At 72.1% G+C, this 24384-nt stretch carries 23 protein-coding genes; 17 read left to right on the plus strand and 6 right to left on the minus strand.

Annotated elements, in window-relative coordinates:
• Position 1 precedes the first annotated feature (1 nt).
• Positions 2-1387: an MFS transporter gene (locus tag ADY59_RS23950; protein ID WP_049565784.1), complete on the minus strand. Its 1386-nt coding sequence runs from the start codon at positions 1385-1387 to the stop codon at positions 2-4.
• Positions 1388-1482: 95 nt separating this feature from the next.
• Here ADY59_RS23950 and ADY59_RS23955 point away from each other — a divergent pair, with 95 nt between their 5' ends.
• Positions 1483-2214: an SDR family NAD(P)-dependent oxidoreductase gene (locus tag ADY59_RS23955; protein ID WP_049565787.1), complete on the plus strand. Its 732-nt coding sequence runs from the start codon at positions 1483-1485 to the stop codon at positions 2212-2214.
• Positions 2215-2362: 148 nt separating this feature from the next.
• Here ADY59_RS23955 and ADY59_RS23960 read toward each other — a convergent pair whose 3' ends face one another.
• Positions 2363-2776 carry a hypothetical protein gene (locus tag ADY59_RS23960; RefSeq protein ID WP_049565789.1) on the minus strand — a complete coding sequence of 138 codons (414 nt, stop codon included), beginning with the start codon at positions 2774-2776 and terminating at the stop codon, positions 2363-2365.
• Positions 2777-3001: 225 nt separating this feature from the next.
• Here ADY59_RS23960 and ADY59_RS50220 point away from each other — a divergent pair, with 225 nt between their 5' ends.
• Positions 3002-3319 (plus strand): hypothetical protein, encoded by a 318-nt coding sequence (locus ADY59_RS50220; RefSeq protein ID WP_049565792.1) that lies wholly within the window; start codon positions 3002-3004, stop codon positions 3317-3319.
• Here the strand turns inward: ADY59_RS50220 and ADY59_RS23970 are convergent.
• Positions 3305-4561 (minus strand): serine hydrolase domain-containing protein, encoded by a 1257-nt coding sequence (locus tag ADY59_RS23970; protein ID WP_049565795.1) that lies wholly within the window; start codon positions 4559-4561, stop codon positions 3305-3307. The genes ADY59_RS50220 and ADY59_RS23970 overlap by 15 nt on opposite strands.
• A 249-nt stretch (positions 4562-4810) precedes the next feature.
• Here ADY59_RS23970 and ADY59_RS23975 point away from each other — a divergent pair, with 249 nt between their 5' ends.
• From ADY59_RS23975 to ADY59_RS24025, 12 genes are all read left to right on the plus strand, one after another.
• Positions 4811-7603: an AfsR/SARP family transcriptional regulator gene (locus ADY59_RS23975; protein WP_049565798.1), complete on the plus strand. Its 2793-nt coding sequence runs from the start codon at positions 4811-4813 to the stop codon at positions 7601-7603.
• Positions 7604-7784: 181 nt separating this feature from the next.
• Positions 7785-9341 (plus strand): glycosyl hydrolase family 18 protein, encoded by a 1557-nt coding sequence (locus tag ADY59_RS23980; protein ID WP_049565800.1) that lies wholly within the window; start codon positions 7785-7787, stop codon positions 9339-9341.
• A 126-nt stretch (positions 9342-9467) separates the two neighbouring features.
• Positions 9468-9824: an ATP-binding cassette domain-containing protein gene (locus ADY59_RS23985; protein WP_442937714.1), complete on the plus strand. Its 357-nt coding sequence runs from the start codon at positions 9468-9470 to the stop codon at positions 9822-9824.
• The gene (locus tag ADY59_RS53735) at positions 9815-10183 is read left to right on the plus strand and encodes an ATP-binding cassette domain-containing protein (RefSeq protein ID WP_442937715.1); all 369 of its coding nucleotides are present in this window, start codon (positions 9815-9817) and stop codon (positions 10181-10183) included. The genes ADY59_RS23985 and ADY59_RS53735 overlap by 10 nt, the downstream gene beginning before the upstream one ends.
• Positions 10180-10902, plus strand: coding sequence for an ABC transporter permease (locus tag ADY59_RS23990; protein WP_049565802.1), 723 nt, complete (start codon positions 10180-10182; stop codon positions 10900-10902). Before ADY59_RS53735 ends, ADY59_RS23990 begins: the two co-directional genes overlap by 4 nt.
• Complete coding sequence (locus ADY59_RS23995; RefSeq protein ID WP_063780758.1) at positions 10899-12110, plus strand: sensor histidine kinase; 1212 nt, start codon at positions 10899-10901, stop codon at positions 12108-12110. Before ADY59_RS23990 ends, ADY59_RS23995 begins: the two co-directional genes overlap by 4 nt.
• A complete protein-coding gene (locus tag ADY59_RS24000; protein ID WP_049565804.1) occupies positions 12110-12748 on the plus strand; it encodes a response regulator in 639 nt (212 codons plus the stop codon). Before ADY59_RS23995 ends, ADY59_RS24000 begins: the two co-directional genes overlap by 1 nt.
• Positions 12749-12898: 150 nt before the next feature.
• Positions 12899-13543: an urease subunit gamma gene (locus tag ADY59_RS24005; RefSeq protein ID WP_049565805.1), complete on the plus strand. Its 645-nt coding sequence runs from the start codon at positions 12899-12901 to the stop codon at positions 13541-13543.
• Positions 13536-15425: an urease subunit alpha gene (locus tag ADY59_RS24010; RefSeq protein WP_082310356.1), complete on the plus strand. Its 1890-nt coding sequence runs from the start codon at positions 13536-13538 to the stop codon at positions 15423-15425. Before ADY59_RS24005 ends, ADY59_RS24010 begins: the two co-directional genes overlap by 8 nt.
• A 49-nt stretch (positions 15426-15474) precedes the next feature.
• Positions 15475-16149 (plus strand): urease accessory protein UreF, encoded by a 675-nt coding sequence (locus ADY59_RS24015; protein WP_049565807.1) that lies wholly within the window; start codon positions 15475-15477, stop codon positions 16147-16149.
• 23 nt (positions 16150-16172) lie between these two features.
• Positions 16173-16874, plus strand: a complete 702-nt coding sequence (gene ureG, locus ADY59_RS24020; RefSeq protein WP_049565810.1) for an urease accessory protein UreG — start codon at positions 16173-16175, stop codon at positions 16872-16874.
• Entirely contained in the window at positions 16871-17665 is a 795-nt protein-coding gene (locus ADY59_RS24025) for an urease accessory protein UreD (protein ID WP_049565811.1), read from the plus strand. The genes ureG and ADY59_RS24025 overlap by 4 nt, the downstream gene beginning before the upstream one ends.
• 29 nt (positions 17666-17694) lie before the next feature.
• Here the strand turns inward: ADY59_RS24025 and ADY59_RS24030 are convergent, their stop codons facing one another.
• Positions 17695-18939, minus strand: coding sequence for an MFS transporter (locus tag ADY59_RS24030; RefSeq protein ID WP_082310357.1), 1245 nt, complete (start codon positions 18937-18939; stop codon positions 17695-17697).
• 70 nt (positions 18940-19009) lie between these two features.
• Here ADY59_RS24030 and ADY59_RS24035 point away from each other — a divergent pair, with 70 nt between their 5' ends.
• Complete coding sequence (locus tag ADY59_RS24035) at positions 19010-19603, plus strand: TetR/AcrR family transcriptional regulator (RefSeq protein WP_053175085.1); 594 nt, start codon at positions 19010-19012, stop codon at positions 19601-19603.
• Here the strand turns inward: ADY59_RS24035 and ADY59_RS24040 are convergent.
• Both ADY59_RS24040 and ADY59_RS24045 read right to left on the minus strand, forming a co-directional pair.
• A complete protein-coding gene (locus tag ADY59_RS24040; protein ID WP_049565812.1) occupies positions 19592-20533 on the minus strand; it encodes a glucosyl-3-phosphoglycerate synthase in 942 nt (313 codons plus the stop codon). The two genes, ADY59_RS24035 and ADY59_RS24040, sit on opposite strands and share 12 nt — an antisense overlap.
• A gap of 43 nt (positions 20534-20576) precedes the next feature.
• A complete protein-coding gene (locus ADY59_RS24045) occupies positions 20577-22049 on the minus strand; it encodes a helix-turn-helix transcriptional regulator (RefSeq protein ID WP_049565815.1) in 1473 nt (490 codons plus the stop codon).
• 226 nt (positions 22050-22275) lie between these two features.
• Between ADY59_RS24045 and aceA the strand changes: the two genes are divergently transcribed.
• Complete coding sequence (aceA, locus tag ADY59_RS24050) at positions 22276-23562, plus strand: isocitrate lyase (protein WP_049565817.1); 1287 nt, start codon at positions 22276-22278, stop codon at positions 23560-23562.
• Between the two features lie 161 nt (positions 23563-23723).
• Complete coding sequence (locus tag ADY59_RS24055; protein WP_049565818.1) at positions 23724-24221, plus strand: SigE family RNA polymerase sigma factor; 498 nt, start codon at positions 23724-23726, stop codon at positions 24219-24221.
• Positions 24222-24384: the final 163 nt, after the last annotated feature.

Below are 24384 nucleotides of genomic sequence, written 5' to 3' on the forward strand. Positions count from 1 at the left end.
GTTACGCCGAGTCGCGGGCGGCGTCGAGCACGCGCTGGGCGTCGCGTTCGAAGAACCCGCGCGCGGCCAGGCAGAGCAGGCCGCCGAGCACCATCGGGACGATCAGCACGTACATGGCGGTGAGGAGCGAGCCGCTGCTGTCGGACGAGATGCCGACCAGCAGCGGCCCGAAGGCGGCGCCGGCCGTGATGAACAGTTGCAGCACCGCGAAGCCCAGCCCGCGCGATTCGGCGCCGACCACGTCGGCCAGCGACGCCGTCATGTTCGGGATCGCCGTGGCCGACAGCAGCGACGAGGTCAGCAGCAGCGTCACGAACAGCGGCAGCGAGTCCATCGAGATCGCGACGGCCTGGGTGAGCGAGCCGAGCGTGATGCCGGTGCCGCCGACGAGCAGCCGGCCGCCCTTGTGCGAGGCGTGCATGCGCCGGCCGAGCCAGGCGCCGATGAGCGTGCCGCCGACGACGCCGACGACGCTGATCAGGCCGGCGAGCGAGGCGGCGGTGCCCGCGGCGACGCCGAGGTTCCTGACCATCAGGGTCGGCATCCAGAACCCGATCCCGGTCAGTCCGAGCGTGAGCACCATCAGGCCGACGCACACCAGGGTGAGGGTGGGGATCTTCAGCATCAGGCGGAACTGCTTGCCGAACTTCAGCCGCTCGGTCAGCCTGTCGGACAGCGCGGTCACCTCTGCCGGCCCGGCGGTCTCGGGTACGGGCTGCGGCCGGTCGGAGCGCAGGGCGATCACCCGGTCGAGGAAGCCGCGCGGCGGCTCCCTGAGCCACCACACCAGCAGCGCCGTCAGCGCCCCCGGGATCGCCATGATCATGAACGTGGCCCGCCAGCCCACCGCCTGCCCGAGGATCCCGCCGAGCGCGGTGCCGATGCCGCCCAGGTAGGTGGTGATGCGGACGAGACCGTACGCCTTGGCCCTGGACAGCGGCGGGTAGTAGTCGGCCAGCAGGCTGCCGGACGCGGGGTTGTCGATGTTCTCCGCCGCCGCGAGGAACACCCGCATCGCGAAGAAGATCGCGAATCCGGTGGCGAGACCGGACCCGAGCGTGGCCAGGCTCCAGCAGAACACGACGACGGCGATGATCCTGGTCCGGTTGAACCGGTCGGACAGGTATCCGGCGGGCAGCGCCACGACGGCGGCGGCCAGCGCGGCGGCGGTCGGGATCGACCCGGCCGCCGTGTCGCTGATCCCCCATTCCGTCTGGAGCAGGGGCAGCACACCGGACAACAGGCTGGCCTCGACCCGGTCGACCAGCCCGACGAGGAACAGGACGACCAGGGGCGCCCACCCGAAGGGCGCGAGATCGGTGGCGCTGATTCCCCGGCTGAGTGGCGCTCCCAGGCGCCGGCGCTTCTCCGCAACGACCTCGGCCAACGGGCCCTCCTCACGATTGGAAGGTATTTCTAAAATCTCGTTCTAGACGAGTGTGACGTAAATGACAAGAGTGTCCGGCTGGTAACGTCCTGGGAATGAGCGGACGCGGCGTCCTGATCACGGGCGCGTCGAGGGGCATCGGCAGGGCTCTGGCCACCGCGTTCGCCCAGCAGGGCGACCGTGTGGCAGTCCACCACCGGGGCTCCCCCGCCCCGCTCGGCGAACTCCCGGGCGACGGCCACGTCGCCGTCCGGGCCGACCTGGCCGACCCCGGGGCGGTGCGCCGCCTGGCGGACGAGGCGGCGCAGGCGCTGGGCGGCATCGACGTGCTCGTCAACAACGCGGGCGTCTTCCTCCACCACCCGGTCACGGACCTCACCTACGAGGAGTGGCAGGCGGCCTGGCGGCAGACGCTCGACGTCAACCTGCTGGGCGCGGCGAACCTGATCTGGTGCGCGCTGCCGCACATGCGGCCCGGCGGCCGGATCGTCAACGTGTCGTCACGCGGCGCCTTCCGCGGCGAGCCCGACAGCCCCGCCTACGGCGCGAGCAAGGCCGGGCTGAACGCGCTCACCCAGTCGCTCGCCGTCGCCCTCGCCCCCCGGGGCATCGCGGTGACGGCGGTGGCGCCCGGCTTCGTCGAGACGGACATGACCACCGAGCACCTCACGGGACCGGCCGGCGACGACATCCGCGCCCAGAGCCCGTTCGGGCGGGTCGCGCGGCCCGGGGAGATCGCCGAGGCGGTCGTGTACCTGGCCTCACCGGCGGCCGAGTGGGCCAGCGGCGCCATCCTCGACCTCAACGGCGCCAGCTACCTGCGCTGACCACCGACGGCCGGCGGAGAGCCCGGGCACTGTCGGATTCCGGACCTCGCCCGGGCCGCTTCCCGTTTCGGGAACCCGGCGGAACCGGTCGGCCCACGCTGGTCGAAGGCGGCACCTCCGACCGGCGAGCTCGGCCGGCGATCCCGGTTCAGCCGCAGTTGCCCCAGGACTTCCAGCGCGATTTGCCCACGGGGGCACCGCGTCCCTCGTCCCGGATCTGCCCCATGTAGCTGACGCACCGGCCCTTGCCGTAGATCTTCACCGGTCCCAGGTAGTGCTTGACGCTCCGGCCCTCGTTCTCACCGCTCGCGCGCGAGTTGGCCCCCCGCGTCTGCGTGGTGATCGTGGCCATGACGAACGTGGGGACGCCGATGTTCGAGGTCTTGAACGTGGTGACGCAGTTGTAGCCGGTCCTGCGGTTGTACAGCAGGTAGACGTGACCGAGGACGCGCTTGGAGGGGGTCTTCACGGCCTGCTTGCCGTGCGCGACCCGGGCGAAACCGGAACCGCACACCCGCTCCGGGGTGGCGGCGGAGGCGGCCGCGTACGCAGGGGTGATCATGCCCGCGCCGATCGACAGTGCCGAGGCAAGGAGGATCGTCGTCGTTGACCCGCGCATTCAGCCAGCCCTTCTCAACCGTCTCCCGCCCTCCGGGGACCACCGGTTGATCATCTTGCCGGATGATTCCCCGTCGGATGACCGAATCGCCGAATCAGTGCGCCTCCCAGGAAGGCCCCGATGAGTTTCGGCCGTCCGCTGGTCTCTCTCCCGAGAAGGAGGCGGAACATGGCGAAGATGCTCTACTCGGCGACCATGTCGCTCGACGGCTTCATCGCGGGGCCCGGCGGCGACATGTCCTGGCCGACCCCGTACCTCGGGCCCAACCCCAGGGCGGACGAGCTCATCGAGCGGGCGGGCCAGGCCCTGGCCGCCGGGCTGCTCGACGAGGTCCTCGTCTTCGTGGCGCCGGTCATGCCCGGCGACGGCGTCCGGCTGTTCCAGCAGCCGGGCGGAGCACCGTCGCGGATGGCCTGGCCGGAGCCGGCGGGCGGCGCCGGATCTCCCGGGCGGTCAGGGGCCCGGGGCGGGTCAGAAGTAGCGTGAGGTCAGGTCGGTCGTCGGCCAGGAGGACACGCCGCCCGTCGCCGTGCCGAGGATCCCGTCGATCGCGGCGAACGACGGGGCGTCGCCCTCCTGCCTGCGGTTGAACAGCGCGCAGTAGCTGACCCCGTGCTGGATCCTGGCCAGGAAGCCGTAGGTGCCCGGCATCGAGCCGGTGTGCCAGGTGTTGAGACCGCCCGCGTTGTTCTCGCGCACGTGCCAGCCGAGCCCGTACCAGGACCCGCCGGAGCCGACGCCGATCTCCGGCTTGGCGAACACGCGGCCGATCGAGGTCGCGTTCAGCACCGGTCCCGCCCTGTCGAAGGCGAAGCCCCACCTGACCAGGTCCACGGCCGAGCCGAGCCAGCCGCCGTTGGCGTCCTGGTTGGCCATGTTGAAGCCGCCGTACGGGTAGGGGACGGTCGCGCCGTCGTCGGCGAGCACGCTCTTGCGGGTGTAGCGGGACTCGTAGCGGACCTCGGCGGCGTACTGCTGCGCGGCCGTTGAGCGGCCGAGCAGCATCCGGGTGATCCCGGCCGGCCCCAGCACCCGCTGCCTGACGTACGACTCGTAGCTCATGCCGGAGACCTTGGCGATGATCCGGCCGAGCAGCATGTAACCGTAGTTGCTGTAGGCATGGCGGGAGCCGGGTTCGAAGTCGAGCTTCCTGGCCGTGGCGTACCGCATGATCTCCGCGTGCCCGATCGGCAGCGGCGCGTCGAGCGCGGCCGAGATGGTGTGGTCGGCCCAGAGCTGGTCGAGGGAGGCGTCGCGGTCCCAGCCGCCGGTGTGCTGCATGAGCCGCCACAGCGTCACGTCCGCCAGCCGCGGGTCGGCGGCGGCGGACAGGCCGAGGAGCTCGGTCACGGGGGTGCCGAGGTTCAGTTCGCCGTCCTGGGCCAGCCGGGCGATCGCGGCGGCGGTGATGCTCTTGCCGAGGCTGGCGATCCGGAACAGCGAGGTCGGCTGCACGAGCCTGAGGTAGCGGCCGTAGCTGTAGCTGCCGTAGCCGCGGGCCAGGAGGATCTTGCCGTTCTTGGCGACGGCGAGCTGTGCGCAGCTGATGTCGCGCTCGGCGATGAACTTCTTCATGGCCGCGTCGAAGCCCGCCAGTTGCTTGGGCACCACGCCGGTCACCGGCAGCGCGGCCGTCCCGGCGGCCCGCGCGGGGGCGGAGCCGAGGGCGAGAGCGGGGACGGCGAGTGCGCCCGACTGGAGGAGGCGGCGTCTGCTGAGCGTAGTCACAAAGGGAATGTCTAACGGAAATCGGCCATCCTTGCCCCACCTTTTCGGACATCCACCTCAAAACCGGGGCACCGGCGGTCAGACCGGTGCCTTCAGCTCGGGGCGCCTTCCGAACTCGGTGAGGTCGCCGCGGACCTCGCGCCCGGCGGCCTTGGCGGCACCGGGGTGGGGCGAGGCGAGAATCTTGGACGCGGGACCCCGATCATCTCGTTACAATTCCGACTCCGCTGAAGGATGGGGGCGCTCCGCATGGCGCTGGAGATCAGTTTCCTCGGCCCATGGCAGGTCCTGGCCGCGGAAGAACCGGTCCGGTTCGCCGGGCGGCGACGCATCGGCGTGCTGGCCAGACTCGCCCTGAACGCCGGGCAGTCCGTGCACGCCGAGCGCCTCCTCACCGACATCTGGGGAGACAGTTCCGCGGCGACCGCGGCCAAACAGCTCCACATCGTGATCTCCAAACTTCGCGAAACCCTCGGACCGCACACCTCCGAAGAGATCATCCAGACCGTGTCCGGGAGCTACCGGCTCGCCCTCGACCCCGGCCACATCGACGCCCACCGGTTCGCCCGCCTGATCAGACGGGCCCGTACCGCCCACGCCCAGGGGCACGCAGCCACCGCCGACGCCCATTTCCGCACCGCCCTGACGTTGTGGCGCGGCGAACCGCTGGCCGGACTGGCCTACCCCTGGGCCGGCATCGAGGCCACCCGCCTGCGGGAGGAGCACCGCGCCGCCCTGGAAGACCACGCCGACCTCCGCCTGGCCGCAGGCGACCACCAGGCGTTGGCCGCCGACCTGGCCGCCCACGTGCGGGCCCACCCGCTGCGCGAACGGCCCGCCGCCCAGCTCATGCTCGCGCTGCACCGCTCAGGCCGTCCGGCCGAGGCGCTCGCCGTCTACCAGGACACCCGCCGGATCATGGTCGCCGAACTCGGCATCGAACCACGCGCCGAACTACGCCGCCTGCACCAGGCCATCCTGGTCAAGGACCCGGTGCTCGACCTGACCACCCCGGCCCAGCAGGTCGGCCTCGGCAGGCCGTACGTCCCGGCCGAACTGCCCGCCGACACCGCGGCCTTCACCGCCCGCGCCACCGAGATCGGCCGTCTGCGCACCGCGCTCGAATCCACCGGCGGGCCCGCCGTCACCATGATCGAGGGACCCGGCGGCATCGGCAAGTCCGCCCTGGCCGTGCACGTGGCCCACGACATGGCCGCCCGCTTCACCGACGGCGTCCTCTACGTCAACCTGCGCGGCGCCACCGACGGCCTGCGGCCCCTGACGCCGATCGAGGCACTCGGCCAGCTCCTGCGCTCGCTCGGGCTGGACGGCTCCGCCGTACCGGCCACGGTCGACGAGGCATCGGCCCGCTACCGGTCCCTGACGTCGGCACGGAACGTGCTGATCATCCTGGACAACGCCCTGGACACCCGCCAGGTCCGCCCGCTCATCCCGACCGGGGCGAGGTGCGCGGTCGTCATCACGAGCCGGCAGTCGCTCACCTCGCTCGACGGGGCGAGCCGGCTGAACCTGCCCACGCTCGCCCCGTCCGACTCCGCCGCGCTGCTGGCCCGAATCGCCGGTCCCGGCCGGGTCCACGCCGAGCCGGAGGCCGCCGGGAGGATCATCCGGCTCTGCGGCGGCCTGCCCCTCGCCCTGCGCATCGCGGCGGCGCGTCTGGCCGCCCGCCCCGACTGGACGCTGTCCTACCTCGCCGACCGGCTCGCCGACGCCACCCGCCGCCTGGACACGCTGGAGTACGCCGACCTGGCCGTCCGCGCCGGCATCGCCGTCAGCCACCGCCACCTGAGCGAAGAGCCGAACGGCCAGGACGCCGCGCATGTCCTGTCACTCCTCGCTCTGCTCGACACGCCGACCCACACCCCGGCCGCCACGGCGGCCCTGGCCGGCTGGCCCGAGGCGCGCGCGGAGGCGGCTCTCGAACGGCTCCACGATGCCCGGCTGCTGGAATCCGCGGGGCGTGGCCGGTATCGATTTCACGATCTGATCCGCTTGTACGCCCGCGAGTTGCCCACGGCTGGGAGTGCGGCCGCGCTCCGCCGCGCGCTCCACCATTACCTGGCCACGGCCAACGCCGCCACCGGGCTCGTGCACCTCCAGCCCGAGGAGCCCGCCTACGCGGCCGAGCAGCCCGGTGTCGCGCTGGCCGACGCGCGCGAGGCCGGCGAATGGACCGAGGCCGAGCGTGACAACCTGCTGGCCGTGGCCCGTCAGGCCACCGATCCGGGCACCGCCGTCGCGCTGGCGATCGGTTTGCACTGGCCGTTCAACTACCGAGGCTGGGTCACCCAACTGGCCGACGTCCATCGCAACGCGGCCGAGATGGCCGGGCGGTGCGGCGACTGGGCCGGGCAGGCGCGGGTGGAGAGCTTCCTGGGCTGGATCTACCGCGACCAGGGGCGCTTCGAACAGGCGATCGACCACCTGGAACGAGCCGTGGAGTGCTGGGACAAGACCGCCCTGCCGCATCGGAAGATGGGGCCCTTGAACAAACTCGGCGTCGTCCACACCGTGACCGGGCGACTCGACCTCGCCGTCGAGAACCTGGCACAGGCCCTGGACCTCGCCGAAAAGGCCGGAGATCGCTACGGCCGGGGCGCCGTCCTCAACAACCGGGTGCACGTGCTCTACCGCCAGGGCCGGTTCGATGAGGCCATCGAGCAGGCCCGGGCGGCCATCGTGGAATGGGACGGCGTCGGCATTCGGTACGGGGACGGGGTGTCCCGCGCGACCTTGGCCCGTGCCTTCATGCACGCCGGCCGTCTCACCGAGGCGGCCGGCACCTACCAGGTGGCACTGACGCTCATGCGCGAGGCAGGCTACCGTGCCGGCTACGCCGTGACCGCCTGGTGGTCCGCCCATACCCAGCACGCCCTGGGACGGCACGCCGAAGCTCGGCAGGACTGGCGCAACTGCTTCGAAAGCCTCCTGGAGTCGCGCCTCCTGACCCAGGAGGACGTGGACGGCCTCCTCGAACAGCCCGTTCCGGATATGCCGGGGCCGCTCAGAAACATGTTGTAGGACCAGCTGCCGGTACAGGACCTGGGTTACGGCGTGGGTTTCCACCTGGGACGCCATAGACAATAGATAAGATTCTTTACAATAATGAGGGCGACGCGCACCCCCCACCCGTCGCGGCACCCCGGCCTTGCGCCGCGCCCGTCCGAGCCCGGCAGCCCCGGGCCACAGAAGGGTTGTCCTCATGACGCGAACACCGCGCCCGCTCATCCTGGCCGTCTCGTTACTCCTCGCCCTCCTCGGCGTCATCGTCACCCAGACCTCGGCCAGCGCCGCCAACCTGCTGGCCAACCCCGGCTTCGAGACCGGGACCCTGTCCCCCTGGACCTGCACCGGCGGGCTCGGCTCCGTGGTCGCCACCCCGGTCCGGTCCGGCGGCAAGGCGCTCGCCGGGGCCGCCGGCAACTCCGACATCGCCAGGTGCGGCCAGACGCTGACGGTCCGGCCGAACTCCGAGTACACGGTCTCCGCCTGGGTCCGCGGCAACTACGTCTACCTCGGCGTGACCGGCGGCCGGGCCATCTGGACGTCGTCACCGTCGGCGTACACCCAGCTCACGATCCCCTTCACCACGGGCGCGGGCCAGACCACGGCCGAGGTCTACCTGCACGGCTGGTACGGCCAGGGCACCTACCACGCGGACGACCTCGTCTTCGACGGTCCCGGCGACCCGCCGTCCCCGACGCCCACCCCGACCGTCACGGTCTCCCCGACCGCCACGCCTACCACCACGCCGACCACCACGCCGACCGCCACGGTCAGCCCGACGGTCACGCCGACCGGCAGCACCTGCGCCCTGAAGGGCAAGCCGGCCGGCAAGGTCCTGCAGGGCTACTGGGAGAACTGGGACGGCGCCTCCAACGGCGTGCACCCGCCGTTCGGCTGGACGCCGATCACCGACCCGCGCATCCGCCAGCACGGCTACAACGTGATCAACGCGGCGTTCCCCGTCATCCGCTCCGACGGCACCGTCCTGTGGGAGGACGGCATGGACAACACCGTCAAGGTCGCCACCCCCGAGGAGATGTGCCAGGCCAAGGCCGCCGGCGCGACGATCCTGATGTCCATCGGCGGTGCGACCGCCGGCATCGACCTCAGCTCCAGCACCGTCGCCGACCGCTTCGTCGCCACCGTGGTGCCGATCCTCAAGCGGTACAACTTCGACGGCATCGACATCGACATCGAGACCGGCCTCACCGGCAGCGGCGACATCAACCAGCTGTCCGCCTCCCAGGCCAACCTCATCCGCATCATCGACGGCGTCCTCGCCCAGATGCCGGCCGGTTTCGGCCTCACCATGGCCCCGGAGACGGCCTACGTCACCGGCGGCAGCGTCGTCTACGGCTCGATCTGGGGCGCGTACCTGCCGATCATCAAGAAGTACGCGGACAACGGCCGCCTGTGGTGGCTGAACATGCAGTACTACAACGGCAGCATGTACGGCTGCTCCGGCGACTCCTACTCGGCCGGCACCGTCCAGGGCTTCGTCGCCCAGACCACCTGCCTCGACAACGGCCTGGTCATCCAGGGCACCACGATCCGGGTCCCGTACGACAAGCAGGTCCCGGGCCTGCCCGCCCAGCCGGGAGCGGGCGGCGGCCACATGTCGCCGTCGCTGGTGTCGCAGAGCTGGAACAGCTTCAACGGCAACCTCAAGGGCCTGATGACCTGGTCCATCAACTGGGACGGCTCGAAGAGCTGGACCTTCGGCGACAACGTCAAGGCCCTCCAGGGCCGCTGACGCAGGGCCACTGACGCAGGGCCTCCGCGCCGACCGGCGCGGAGGCCCGCCCCGCTCCCGGCGGGCTGATCCCCATCAACCGATCAGTGGATGCCGCGGGCCCGGCGCGGCGGGGATTCTCGATGCATGACAGTCATCGAGCTCAACGGCCTGACGAAGAGCTACAAGGCACACAAGGCGCTGGAGGGCGTCACCCTCTCGGTCGGGCGGGGTGAGATCTTCGGCATCCTGGGCCCGAACGGGGCCGGCAAGACGACGGTGGTGGAGTGCGCGTCCGGGCTGCGCAGGCCCGACGGCGGCACGCTGCGCGTCCTCGGCCTGGACCCCGGCGAACGGCGGCGGGAGCTGCTCCAGCGCGTCGGCGTCCAGTTGCAGGAGGCGGCCCTGCCCGACGCGCTCAGAGTGGGCGAGGCGCTGCGGATGTACGCCTCCTTCTACGACAGGCCCGCCGACTGGCGGACGCTGATGGAGGAGTGGGGCTGACCGGGAAGAGGCGGGCACGCTTCGGCGCGCTGTCCGGCGGGTGGAAGCAGCGGCTGTTCATCGCGCTGGCGCTGGTCGGCAACCCGGAGGTGGTCTTCCTCGACGAGCTGACGACCGGCCTGGACCCGGCGGCCCGGCGCACGACGTGGGGGCTGATCCGCGACATGCGCGACCGGGGCGTCACCGTCGTCCTGGTCACCCATTTCATGGACGAGGCGGACGCGCTGTGCGACCGTATCGCCGTGATCGATCACGGCCGGGTCGTGTACGAGGGCACACCGGGCGAGCTCGTCGCCGGCAGCCGGGCGGGCTCCCTGGAGGACGCCTATTTCGCACTCACCGAGAGGAACGCGTCATGAAGGGTCTCGGCAACGTCATCGCCGTGGAGCTCAAGCTCGCCGTACGCGACCCGATGTCCGCCTTCTTCGCGCTGGCCTTCCCCGCCGTCATCCTGTGGGTGAAGATGCGCAACGGCGGCACGCTGCCCGGCGGGCTGCCGCTCATCGAGGCGTACGTGCCCATGCTCAGCGTCTTCGTCATCGGCCTGGCCTCGCTGGTCGTCCTGCCTGCGACGCTGGCGCAGTATCGCGAGCGCCGCGTGCTCAAGCGGCTGAGCGCCACCCCGGCCTCTCCTGCCATGATCTTCGGCGCCCAGTGGGCGGCGCACCTGCTGCTGGCCGTGCTCGGCAGCGCCCTGCTGGCCGTCGTGGGCCTGCTCGCGTACGGGATGAGCGGGCCGGAAGATCCGCTGGGCGTCGTGCTCGCCTGGCTGCTCGGCGGGCTCTGCCTCGGCTCCGTCGGGCTGCTGATCGGCGCCCTGGTGCCCAGCGGCCGGGCCGCCACGGTGATCGGCCTGGCGGTCTTCTTCCCCATGGTGTTCGTCTCCGGCGCGTTGAGCGCCCGCGAGACGCTGCCGGAGGCGATGCGCTCCCTCGGCGACTGGACCCCGATGGCGCCCGTCGTCCAGGCCGTCCGCGCCGCCTGGGAGGGCCAGGGCCTGTCGCCGCTCACCTTCGCCGTCATGGCCGCGATCTTCGTCGGGGCGGGCGGGGCCGCGCTGAAGGCGTACCGGTGGTGACGGGCGCCGAACGTGACACCTCGCGGTGGGACCGTGCCTGGCCCGCGCTGCCGTACCTGTTCATCCTGCTTCCGACCGTTTCCGCGCTGCTGCGGGAGTGGCGGCCGGACGTGGTGGCGCTGGCGGTGTTCACCGCGGCCTGGCACTGGTTCATGGTCTCGTCGCGGTTCAGCCGGATCGAGCGCCTGGCGGTGGCCGGCCTCTACTTCGTCGTGATGCTCGCCGCCATCGGAGCGCTGATCAGGATCGACTCGGCGTTCGCGGTGGCCGGGCTGGGGGCGTTCGTCCAGGCTTTCACCGTGCTGCCCGGCTGGAAGGCGTATGCGGGAGTGGCCGCCACGGCCGCGGTGCTGGTCGGCGCGCGGCCCGAGCCGCGGCCGGCGGGCGAGCTGATCTTCTCCTTCCTGCTCGCCGTCCTGGTCGCCTCGACCATCGGCCTGTTCATCCAGACGATCTCGGAGCAGAGCCGGCAGCGCAAGGCCATGATCGGGCAGCTGAAGGAGACCGGCGCCAAGCTGGCCGAGCTGGCGCAGGAGAACGCGAGCCTGCAGGCCCAGCTGCTGACCCGGGCCCGCGAAGCGGGCGTGCTCGGCGAGCGGCAGCGGATGGCCAGGGAGATCCACGACACGATCGCCCAGGCGCTGACCGCCATCCTCACGCAGCTCGAGGTCGCCGACGAGGCCCTCGGCGACCTGCCCGCCGCCCGTTCCAGGCTCGACACCGTACGCACGCTGGCCCGTGACAGCCTCAACGAGGCGCGCCGGTCGGTGCGGGCGATGCGCCCGGCCGCGCTGGAGGAGGCCCGCCTCGCGGACGCGCTGGAGGAGGTCGCGGCCGGGTGGTCGGGGGCGAGCGGCGTGCCCGCGCCGGTGTCGGTGACCGGCGAGGCGCGGCCGTTGCACGCCGAGGTGGAGGCGACGCTGCTGCGGGTGGCGCAGGAGGCGCTGGCCAACGTCGCCAGGCACGCCCGCGCCGGCCGGGTCGCCGTCACCCTGTCGTACATGGAGGACGTGGTGGTGCTCGACGTGCGCGACGACGGGGCCGGGTTCGACCCGGGGGCGGTCGAGCCGTCGATCGCCGGCGGGTTCGGGCTGATCGGGATGCGCCAGCGCGTCACCCGGCTGGCCGGCGCGTTCGCCGTCGAGAGCGCCCCCGGCCAGGGCACGGGCGTCTCCGCCACGGTGCCCGCCATCCCCGGGGACGTCTGATGCCGATCAGGATCATCATCGTGGACGATCACCCGGTGGTACGCGACGGGCTGCGCGGCATCTTCTCCGCCGACGAGGCGTTCGAGGTCGTCGGCGAGGCGGGCGACGGGCCGGAGGCGCTCGCCCTGACCCGGCAGACCGGCCCCGACCTCGTGCTCATGGATCTGCGGATGCCGGGGATGAGCGGCGCCGAGCTGATCCGCCGGTTGCGCGAGCAGAGGCCCGGCATCCACGTCCTGGTCCTGACGACGTTCGACGACGACGCCGACGTGCTGCCCGCGATCGAGCAGGGCGCCACCGGCTACCTGCTCAAGGACACCCCGCGCGCCGAGCTGCTGCGCGCCGCGCGGGCGGCCGCCCGCGGCGAGAAGGTCCTCTCCCCCACGGTGGCCGGGCTGCTCACCCGGAAGGTCCGCGAGCCGGAGCCGCAGCGGCTGAGCCCGCGCGAGCTCGAGGTGCTGGGGCTGATCGCGCGCGGGGCGACCAACCGCGAGGTCGCCGCGAAACTGTTCATCACCGAGGCGACGGTCAAGACGCATCTGCTGCACATCTTCGCCAAGCTCGGCGTGAAGGACCGGGCTGCCGCCGTGGCGGCGGGCTACGAGACGGGGCTGCTCGGACCGGCTTCGGGGGCTTGAACCGGCTCGCCCCCGCCGGTCGGGGTGACGGATGCGTCACCCTCACGGCACGTCACGCTCCGTAATCGTGGAGTTACGTTCGGAGAGGCCCCCGGTCGACGAGGCCCGGGGCCGCCCGAGTCCGGGCAGAGCGAAGGCGAGGTGGCAGGGGTGCACCTGACTCCCCACGAACAGGAACGCCTGATGATCCACGTGGCCGCGGACGTGGCCAGGAGACGCAAGGAGCGGGGGGTGCTGCTCAACTATCCGGAGACGGTCGCGCTGCTGACCTCGATCGTCCTGGAGGGGGCCCGCGACGGCAGATCCGTCGCCGAGCTCATGCTTCCTCCGGACCCCGGCGTGCTCAGCCGCGACGACGTCATGGAGGGCGTCCCGGAGATGATCTCCAACATCCAGATCGAGGCGACGTTCCCCGACGGCACCAAACTGGTCACCATTCGCGAGCCCTTCCCCGAGGCTCCCGCGGAGACGCTCGTCCATCCGGGGAAGGTGGAGCATCCCGGGGACGCGGGGCCCGTGGCCTTCAACGTGGGCCGGGAGGTCACGATCGTGTCGGTCACCAACACCGACGACCGCCCCATCCAGGTCGGCTCCCACTACCACTTCTACGAGGCCAACCCCCGCCTGGCCATCGAGCCGCGCGAGGCCGCCTACGGCAAGCGCCTGCACATCCCCGCCGGCAGTTCCGTGCGTTTCGAACCCCGGTGCACCCGCGAGGTGAAGCTCGTGCCCATCGAGGGCAGACGCGTCGTCGCCGGGCTGCGCGGCGAGGTCGGAGGTGCCCTCGATGGATGAGTCCGTGACGGACCCGGTGGCCATCCCGCTGGCGGACGCGGTATCGAACGCGGTGTCGCGGGATCACGCGGCGGCTCCCGCCGTGGACGAGGCGCTGAGCCGGGCCGACTACGCCGACCGGTTCGGCCCGACGACCGGTGACCGCATCCGGCTGGCCGACACCAACCTGCGCATCGAGGTCACCGACGACTGGTCCGGCGGTCCCGGGCGCAGCGGCAACGAGGCCGTCTTCGGCGGCGGCAAGGTGATCCGTGAATCGATGGGCCAGTCCCACGCGCCGCGCGACTCCACCAGGTTCGGCGCCCCGCGGCCGCCCGACACCGTCATCACCGGCGCCGTCATCCTGGACCACTGGGGTGTGGTCAAGGCCGACGTCGCCATCCGCGACGGCCGGATCACCGCCCTCGGCAAGGCGTACAACGACGACCTGATGGACCGGCTGCACGACGGGCACGAGCGGGCGACGGACTTCCTGATCGGCGCCGAGACCGAGGTCATCTCCGGCAACGGCAAGATCCTCACCGCGGGCGGGGTCGACACCCACGTGCACTTCATCTGCCCCGAGCAGGTCCACGAGGCGCTGGCCTCCGGTGTCACGACCCTGATCGGCGGCGGCACCGGGCCCGCGGAGGGGAGCACCGCCACCACCGTCACGCCCGGCTCCTGGCACGTCGCGCGGGCGTTCGAGGCGCTGGACCGCTTCCCGGTCAACATCGGGCTGCTCGGCAAGGGCAGCACCATGTCCACGGAGTCGCTCTACAACCAGGTGGAGGCCGGGGTCCTGGGCCTCAAGATCCATGAGGACTGGGGGGCCACCCCCGCCGTCCTGCGCCGGTGCCTGGAGGTGTGCAAGGCCACCGGCGTCCAGCTGGCGCTGCACGCCGACTCGCTGAACGAGGCCGGTGCGGTCGCCGACACCATCGAGGCCATCGGCGACCACCCGATCCACGTCTTCCACGTCGAGGGGGCCGGCGGCGGCCACGCCCCCGACATGATCACCATGGTGAGCCTGCCGAACGTGCTGCCGGCCTCCACCAACCCCACCAGGCCCTTCACCGTCAACACGGTCAAGGAGCACATCGACATGGTGATGGTCTGCCACCACCTCAATCCGCTGGTGAAGGAGGACCTGGCCTTCGCCGAGTCGCGGATCCGGCCCTCGACGATGGCGGCCGAGGACGTCCTGCACGATCTGGGCGCCATCTCGATCATGTCGTCGGACGCCCAGGCGATGGGCCGCATCGGCGAGATGATCATCAGGACGTGGCAGACGGCGCACGTGATGAAGGCCCTGCGCGGCCCGCTGGACGGCGACGCGGGGGCCGACAACCATCGCGCCCGCCGCTATGTCGCCAAATACACCATCAACCCGGCCATCGCGCACGGCATCGACCATGTGGTCGGCTCGGTCGAGGTGGGCAAGCTCGCCGACCTGGTGTTGTGGGAGCCGAAGTTCTTCGGCGTCAGGGCGGATCGGGTGATCAAGGGCGGCCAGCTCGCCTACGCGCAGGTGGGCGACGCCAACGCCTCCATCACCACCCCGCAGCCGGTCCTGCCCCGGCCCGTGTGGGGCGCCACCGGGCGGGCTCCCGCCGCCAACTCCGTCAACTTCGTCACCGGCCATGCCATCAGCGCGGGCCTGGCCGACCGGGTCAAGGTGGACAAGCCGTTCACGGCCATCCGCGACACCCGCAAGGTCTTCAAGGCCGACATGCGGGAGAACGACGCCCGCCCCGACATCCGCGTCGACCCCGACACGTTCACGGTGGAGATCGGCGGCGCGACGGCCAAGGACGTGAAGACGGAGATCGACGACGAGCTGGTCGACCGCGACCACTTCGCCACCGAGCTGCCGATGGCCCAGCGCTACTTCCTCTTCTGATCACGTACGTGAACGCGCACGTGATGCCCGACGGACACGGAGGTGAGCGATGAACCGCGCCGCACTGCTCGTCCTCGCCGACGGCCGCTTCCCCGCCGGAGGGCACGCGCATTCCGGCGGCGCAGAGGCGGCCGTCATGGCGGGAGGCGTCCATGACGTGGCGAGCCTGGAGGAGTTCTGCCGAGGCCGGCTGCACACCAGCGGCCTGGTCGCGGCGGGCCTGGCCGCCGCGGCCGCCACCGGCCACGACCCGCTCCTGCTGGATCGGGCCGCCGACGCCCGCACGCCCGCCCCCGCTCTCCGGCTGGCCGCGCGCAGGCTCGGGCGGCAGTTGCTGCGCGCCGCCCGGGCCACCTGGCCCTCGGACGATCTCGACGCCCTGGCCGCGGCGCGGCCCCGGGGCGCCCACCAGCCCGTCGTCCTCGGGCTGGCCGCCCGGTCCGCGGGCCTGACCCCGCTGGACGCCGCCTACGCGGCCGGGTACGAGAGCGTCAGCGGGCCCGCCACGGCGACCGTCCGCCTGCTGAGACTCGATCCCCTCGACGCCGCCGGCGTGCTCGCCCGCCTCGCCGAGGGCGTCGATCAGGTCGCGGCGCGGGCGGCCGAAGCCGCGCGGCGGGTGCAGGCCATGGGCGTCGAGGCGTTGCCCGCCGCCTCGGCGCCACTGCTCGACATCATCGCCGAACAGCACGTCGCCCGGCCGGTGCGCCTGTTCGCCTCCTGACCCCACGACACTCCGGAGCACTCATGCATCTCGACCACAGCGACTCCTTCCCGGAGAACCTTCCCCACGGCCCCGGTGGCGCCGCGCCGCAGCGCCCCGGCGGCGGCCGCCGCGCCCTGCGCGTGGGCCTGGGCGGGCCCGTCGGCACCGGCAAGACCGCCACGGTCGCCGCCCTGTGCCGTGCGTTGCGCGACGAGGTGTCCATCGCCGTGGTCACCAACGACATCTACACCCGCGAGGACGCCGAGTTCCTCCTTCGCGAGGCGGTCCTGCCGCCCGAGCGCATCGCGGCGGTCGAGACCGGGGCCTGCCCGCACACCGCCATCCGCGACGACATCTCCGCCAACCTCGAGGCCGTCGAGGAACTGGAGGACCAGCTCGGCACGCTCGACCTGATCCTGGTCGAGTCGGGCGGCGACAACCTCACGGCGACGTTCTCCACGGGCCTCGTCGACGCGCAGATCTTCGTCATCGACGTCGCGGGCGGCGACGACATCCCCCGCAAGGGCGGTCCCGGCGTCACCGCCTCCGACCTGCTGGTCATCAACAAGACCGACCTGGCCCCGTACGTCGGCGCCGACCTGGCGGGCATGGCCCGCGACGCCAAGGCCCAGCGCGGCGACCTGCCCGTGGCCTTCACCGCGCTGAAGGCCGAGGGCGGTGTCACTCCCGTGGCTGACTGGGTCCGGGGACGCCTGGCCGCCTGGGCCGCGGGTCCGGCATGACCCTGAGTGCGGAGCGGCGGCCCGCGCCGGGAGTCCACGCCACCGCGCGCATCAGGGCCACCCGGGCGGGCCGGATCACGGCCCTGCCCGTTCTCGCCGGTGACGGCCCCTTCGACCTGCGGCGCGGCCGCTCGCACGGGAGCCAGGCGCGGGTGTGCGTCATCGGCGCCATGAGCGCCCCGCTGGGCGGCGACCGGCTCCGCATCGAGATCGACGTCGAGGAGGACGCCCATCTGCACATCACCTCGGCCGGCGCCACCGTCGCCCTGCGCGGCCCCACGTCCGGGCACGCCGCCTTCGACGTGCGGGTGACCGTGGCCGATCGGGCCAGCCTGCACTGGCTGCCCGAGCCGCTGATCTCCGCCGCGCGCAGCAACCTCCGGCAGACCTGCTCCGTCGACCTGGCTCCCACCGCGCGGCTGGTGCTGCGCGAGGAACAGGTCCTCGGCCGCGCCGGCGAGCCGCCGGGCCGACTGGCCGCCCGGCTCACCGTCCGGCATGACGGGCAACCCCTGCTCGACCAGCAGGCCGTCTACGGCCCGGGCGCGCCCGGCTGGGACGGCCCCGCCGTCCTCGCCGGACACCGCACCACGGGCCAGATCCTCGTCGTCGACCCGGCCCACGGCGCGGACCCGCCCGCCGCCCGGCTGTTCGGGGACGACCCCGGCCAGGGGCAGGCCGTGCTGACCCCGCTCGCCGGGCCCGCCGTCCTGGTGAACGCCGTCGCCCCGGACATGGTGCGGCTGCGCCGCCTCCTCGACGCGGCGTACCCGATCGCATCTCGCGCATGAGCCGGGCCGGCCTTTGAGACCCGCCTCGCTCAGCTGGCCAGCCTGACGGCCAGGGCCGAGAGGCCCATCGCGGCGGCGAGACCGTACAGGAGCGGGGGGAAGCCTCCGAAGAGGGCGGCGACCTGCGGGCCGACGCTGCCGCCGACGGCGAGCGAGAAGGAGAACAGCGCCAGCGCCGTGCCGCGCGCCTGACCGGCGCGGGCGGAGATCGACTCGTTCAGGCTGGGCAGGCAGGCGGTGATGGCGACGGCGTACAGGGCGATCAGGAGCACCAGGCCGGGACCTGCGGCGCCGGTCAGGGCCGCGGCGGCGAGCACCAGAGCGCCGCCGGCCAGCGTCGCGGCAGCCCTGGTGACGGGGGCGACGCGGCCGAACCAGGGCATGAGCAGCGGGACCGCGACCATAGCGGGCAGCCCGGCCGCGCGCAGCGCGAGCAGTTCGCCGGGCGACGGTGTGACGCCATGGAGCTGCAGCCCGGTGTAGACGGCCACGAATCCGGTCAGCACCACGACCGTGGCCGCGTACCGCACCAGCAGCACCCGGTCGCGCAACAACCCGGGCAACGGCCGGTACGCCGCCAGGATCCCGGCGACCGACCCGCCACCGGCCGCCGGGGCGGCGGACGGGGCGCCGGGCAGCATGGTGGCGGACGGGGCGCCGCCGGGCAGCATGGTGGCGGACGGGGCGCCGCCGGGCAGCATGGTGGCGCGGAGCCCGAGCCCGGACAGGGCGAGGGCGGCGCCGGAGATCAGGAACAGGCCGCGCCAGCCGACGGCGCTCACCAGCAGCTGCGCGAGCACCTGCAGGAGCACGGCGGAGGCGAGGAAGGCGCCGGTCACCGCCGAGATCGCGACCGCGCGGCGGCGCGGTTCGATCCGCTCGGCCAGGTACGCCAGCCCGGCGGGGGGAAACGTGGCCACCGCGAGCCCCTGGACGGCACGCAGCACCAGGGCGGCCTCCGGCGAGGGGGCGGCGGCGACCAGCGCGGTGGCGAGAGCGGCAAGAGGCAGCCCGGCGAGCACCAGCCGCCTGCGCCCGAACCGGTCGGAAAGCGGACCGAACACCAGGAATCCCACACCGTACCCGGCACCGAACGCGGTCACCAGCCAGGTCAGCGCGCCGGGGCTGGTCCCCCAGCTCACGGCCATGTCGGGCAGCAACGGGATCACGATGTAGAGCTGGCCGCTCACCAGCACGGCGGTGAGCACGAAGGCCACGAGGGTGGGCCCGAACGGCGCCATGAGGGGCGCGGGCCGGGCGGAAGTCGTCGTCATGGATCGGGACGCTACACCAACCAACTAGTTGGATGTCAACCAACCAGTTGGTAGCGATAGAATGGCCCGTATGCCACCCAAGGTCTCGACCACCGCCACCAGGGCCGCCCTGCTCGCCGCCGCCCGCGGGGAGTTCGCCGACTACGGCATCGCGGGAGCGCGTGTGGACCGGATCGCCGAGCGCGCCGGCGTCAACAAGGAGCGCATCTACGGCCATTTCGGCAACAAGGAGAAGCTCTTCGACGCCGTCATCACCGAGGCCCTCGACGACCTGACCGCGCAGATCGCGCTGCCCGGCAGCGACCCGGCCGACTACGTGGCCAAGCTGACCGCCTACTACCAGGCCCATCCCGAGCTGGTGCGGCTGCTGATGTGGGAGGCGCTCAGCTACCGGGGCCAGCAACTGCTGCCCGGCCAGGAGGCGCGGGTGGAGCGGTGCGCGCGCAAGACGGCCTCGATGAGCGAGCGGCCCACGGCGGCGACGGCGCGGACGGTGTTCCTGCTGACCGGGCTGGCACTGTTCCCGTCGATGATGCCGCAGCTCGCGCGCATCTTCCTGGGCGAGGCGGCGGGTGACCAGGAGGCGATGCGCGAGCACGCCGCCGCCTTCGCCGCCGCGGCGATGCGCGACGGCCTGCCCGGGGAGAGCCCGTCAGGCGGCTGACGCGGCGGCCGGCACGGTGACCATCGGGGGGCGTTCGGCGACCGAGATGTCGCTGGTCAGGATCTCGTGCCCGGCGGTGACGCGGCGGAACTGGTCGAGGCGGCACGATGGGTCGTGACAGGTCTGGATCTTGCCCTGCCGGCACAGGCGGGACCACGCGGCGAGCATGATCTGGCCCGCCATGCCGCCCAGGGCCTCGGTCGACTGCGGGGCGTGCTCGCGCGACCCCAGGTCCACCTGGGCGAACGCGTCCAGCCCCGCCAGGTCGAGAAGGTCGATGAGCAGCCCGATCTCGACCCCGTACCGAGTGAGGAACGGCACCCGCTCCAGCGCGGCGCGGCGTCCGGCGTACTCCCCGGCGAGCGGCTGGACGAAACCGGCCAGCTCGGGCCAGTGCAGGTTGATCAGCGGGCGGGCGACGAGTTCGGTCACCCGGCCGCCGCCGGTGGGCGCGCCGTCGAGCGGGCGGTCGTAGCAGCCCTTGACGTACGCGACGGAGGTGTCGTTGAGGAGCGGACCGAGCAATCCGCTCACCAAGGTAGAGCGAAATCTCCGGATATCGGCGTCGACGAACGCGACGATGTCGCCGCTCGTGACCGCCAGGGACTTCCACAGCGCCTCACCCTTGCCGTCGAGCGGCGCCAGGTCCGGCAGGATGGTGTCCTGGGCGTGCACGCGGGCGCCCGCCCGGGCTGCCACGGCCGCCGTGTCGTCGGTGGAGCGCGAGTCGATCACCACGACCTCGTCGACGACCGCGCCGAGCTCCCGCATGATGACGGCGACGATCTCCCCCACGGTCTCCCGCTCGTCGCGCGCCGGGAGCACCACGCTCACGGTCGCGGCCCCCTTGGCCTCGGCGAGCGCCGAGACCGGCCAGTCCGCGGCCCGCGAGCTGCGGCGCCGCATCCAGCTCTGAACTTCAGGCAGCATGCGAACCACCCCCGTTCATCCCCGCCCCCAGGATAGGCGACGGTCAGCCGGCGGCCGCGTGGCGTTCCAAGAACGTGTAAACGTCGGCCTCGTCAACCCCCGGGAACGAGCCGGGCGGCAGGGCGGCGAGCACGTGCGAGTTGGCGCGGGCCGACGGCCAGGCGTAACCCTCCCAGCGTTCGGTCAGGTCGGTCGGCGGGCGGCGGCAGCAGTCGCCGTTGGGGCAGTGCGACTTGGTGCGGCTGGTGGTCTCCCGGCCGCGGAACCAGCGCGACTCCTTGAACGGCACGCCCAGCGTGATGGCGAAGTCGCGCTCGCGTGACGGGTCGACGTGCGCGACGCAGAAGTAGGTGCCGGTGGGCGAGTCGGAGTACTGGTAGAAGACGGAGAAGCGGTCGGGCGAGGTGAAGACCTGGCGGCCCGACCACTGCAGGCACATCCGCTGCCCCTCGATCGCGCCCTGCTCGTCGGCCGGGAAGACGATGCCGTCGTTCTCGTACGCCTTGTAGATGATGCCCCCGGCGTCGTTGCGCACGAAGTGACAGACGAGGCCCAGGTGGTGGGTGGCGAGGTTGGTGAAGCGGTGGGCGGCCATCTCGTAGGAGACGGCGAACACGTCGCGCAGGTCCTCCACCGACAGCGCCCGGTCGGCCTTGGCCTCGCGCAAGTAGACGGCGGCGGCCTTTTCGGGCACCAGGACGGCGGCGGCGAAGTAGTTGGCCTCGGTGCGCTGGCGCAGGAAGTCGGCGAAGTCGCGCGGCTTGTCGTGGCCCAGGGCGAGATGGCCGAGCGTCTGGAGCAGGATCGTGCGCGGGGTGTGCATGCCGAGCTGCTCGTGCTTGACGTAGATGCGGCGGTTGCGCAGGTCGGTGATCGACCGCACCGACCGGGGCAGGTCCTGGGCGGTGTGCACGGTGTAGCCGAAGTGCGTGACCAGGCTTTGGATCATGCTCTGGGACAGCGCGCCGGTCCGGTATCCGACCGCGGCCAGCGCCTCGGCGGCGGCCTTCTCGATGTCGGGGAAGTAGTTGCCGAGCTCGCGCTGCCTGCGCCGGAGCTCGGCGTTGGCGGCCCTGGCCTCCTCCGGGGTGGCGGTGCCCCTGGCCTGCCTGGCGCGCAGCTCACCGTAGAGGCCGAGCAGGTGCTCCAGCACGTCGTTGGGCACGCGCGCGGAGACCTTCAGCTTCGCCAGGCCGAGCCCGGCGTAGAGCGGGTCGCGCTGCGCCTCCTCCAGTGCGATCTCCAGCTGGGCGCGCCGGTTGGGCGGCTGGCGGCGCAGCAGTTCCTCGACCGGGACGCCGAGCGCGGCGGCGAGCGACTTGAGCAGCGACAGCTTCGGCTCGCGTTTACCGTTCTCCAGCAGGGAGAGCTGACTGGGCGCCCGGCTGACCCGGGAGCCGAGGTCGGACAGGGTGAGGCCACGTTGTTTGCGCAGGTGGCGCAGGCGCTGCCCGAACGCGATGAGGTCGAGCTCTTGCGTCAAAGACAGCGGTTCTTCTCCTAGCAAGGACGCCATGCAGGCATCTTAGACGGAAAATCTGCCCATCTTCTAGTCGTGGCAGGTTGGCAGCCATTGGTCTAGGCCAACAGGAAAAGTCGCGATTTCTTCTCAGGCGAATACCCGGGAGTAGTTGCGATTTCTGCGAAATTTCGTCGTTCTTCTCTGATTCACACCCTATGGCGGCGGGGGCGCGGGGGCAGAGACTCGGCATGAGCCCCAGGGGACGACAAAGGAGACAACGATGAACGATCGCCTCAAGGGAGCTGCCGAGCAGCTGCGTGAAGAGTGGGACAACGACCCTCGCTGGGCCGGCATCGAGCGCACCTACAGCGCCGAGGACGTGGTCCGGTTGCGCGGGAGTGTCCAGGAGGAGCACACGCTGGCCCGGCTCGGCGCCGAACGGCTGTGGGACCTGCTGCACACCGAGGACTACGTGCACTCCCTCGGGGCGCTGACCGGCAACCAGGCCGTGCAGCAGGTGCGAGCCGGGCTGAAGGCCATCTACCTGTCGGGCTGGCAGGTGGCCGCCGACGCGAACCTGGGCGGGCACACCTATCCCGACCAGAGCCTCTACCCGGCCAACTCGGTGCCGGCCGTCGTGCGCCGCATCAACAACGCGCTGCTGCGCGCCGACCAGATCACCTGGTCGGAGGGCACGCCGGACGCCCCGCACTGGCTGGCGCCGATCGTCGCCGACGCCGAGGCCGGGTTCGGCGGCGTGCTCAACGCCTTCGAGCTGATGAAGGGCATGATCGCCGCGGGCGCCGCGGGCGTGCACTGGGAGGACCAGCTCGCCTCCGAGAAGAAGTGCGGCCACCTCGGCGGCAAGGTGCTCATCCCCACCGGCCAGCACATCAAGACCCTGAACGCCGCCCGCCTCGCCGCGGACGTCGCGGGAGTCCCCAGCCTGGTCATCGCGCGGACCGACGCCCAGGCCGCGACGCTCCTGACCAGCGACGTGGACCCCCGCGACCAGCGCTTCACCACCGGCGAGCGCACCGCCGAAGGCTTCTACCGGGTCCGCAACGGCATCGAGGCGTGCATCGCGCGCGGCCTGGCCTACGCGCCGCACTCCGACCTGCTGTGGATGGAGACCGGCACGCCCGACCTGGACGTCGCCCGCGAGTTCGCCGAGGCGATCAAGGCCGAGTATCCCGACCAGATGCTCGCCTACAACTGCTCGCCGTCGTTCAACTGGAAGAAGCACCTGGACGACTCCACGATCGCCAAGTTCCAGCGGGAGCTCGGGCACATGGGGTACAAGTTCCAGTTCATCACGCTCGCCGGCTTCCACTCGCTGAACCACTCCATGTTCGACCTCGCCCAGGGGTACGCGACCGACGGCATGACCGCGTACGTGGACCTGCAGGAGGCCGAGTTCGCCGCCGAGGCGCGCGGTTACACCGCCACGCGCCACCAGCGCGAGGTCGGCACCGGCTACTTCGACCTGGTCAGCACCGCCGTCGCGCCCGACTCCTCGACGACCGCGCTCAAGGGCTCCACCGAAGAGGAGCAGTTCGCCCACTGATGTCCCGAACTCGCCGGCCACCTCCAGGGCATGGGACGGTTCCCCCGGCGAAACGGCCGCGCCAGACACCCCCCGGCCTGGCGCGGCCACTTTTTCGTGCAACAGTTTCCACGCGATCGTGCTCTCGGAGGTGACAGGGAACGACGAGAGGCAGAGGCAGCGTGGACGATGAGTCCAAATTCGCGGAGTTCGTCGCCGAACGGGGTGACGCGCTGATGCGGTACGGATACGTACTGGCGGGAAATCCGCACGACGCGGCCGACCTGGTGCAGGAGGCGCTGCTCAAGATGCGGGCGGCCTGGCCCCGGCTGCGCTCCAAGGACAACCCGGAGAGCTACGCGCGCACCACCATGGCCCGGCTGCACATCGCCGCCTGGCGGCTGCGCCGGCGCGAGCAGGTGACGTGGGACCCGCCGGACCGCGAGCACCACGACACGCTGCCCAGCGGCGACGAGCGGGCGATGTGGCAGGCGCTGGCCGCCCTCCCCCGCAAGCAGCGGGCCGTGCTCGTGCTGCGCTACTACGAGCAGCTCGACGACGCGGAGATCGCCGAGGTGCTCGGCGTCTCCCGCGGCACCGTACGCAGCCAGGCGCACCGCGCCCTCGGCAAGCTGCGCGCCACCGTCCCCGCCCACCCGATCTCCGGAGGCGCACGATGACCGGCCCGGACGAGCACGGCCGGGAGCCGGCCGTCGAGGAGACCCTGCGCAGGACCCTGGAGCACGCCGCCGACCGGGCGCCCGCCCTGCCCGCCGCCGTGGCCGCGCGCCTGGCGGACCGGGGCCGGCGGCGCCGGCCGCGCACGCAGGCGCTGCTCGCTGC

Source organism: Nonomuraea sp. SBT364, from assembly GCF_001083785.1.
Classification (GTDB): domain Bacteria; phylum Actinomycetota; class Actinomycetes; order Streptosporangiales; family Streptosporangiaceae; genus Nonomuraea.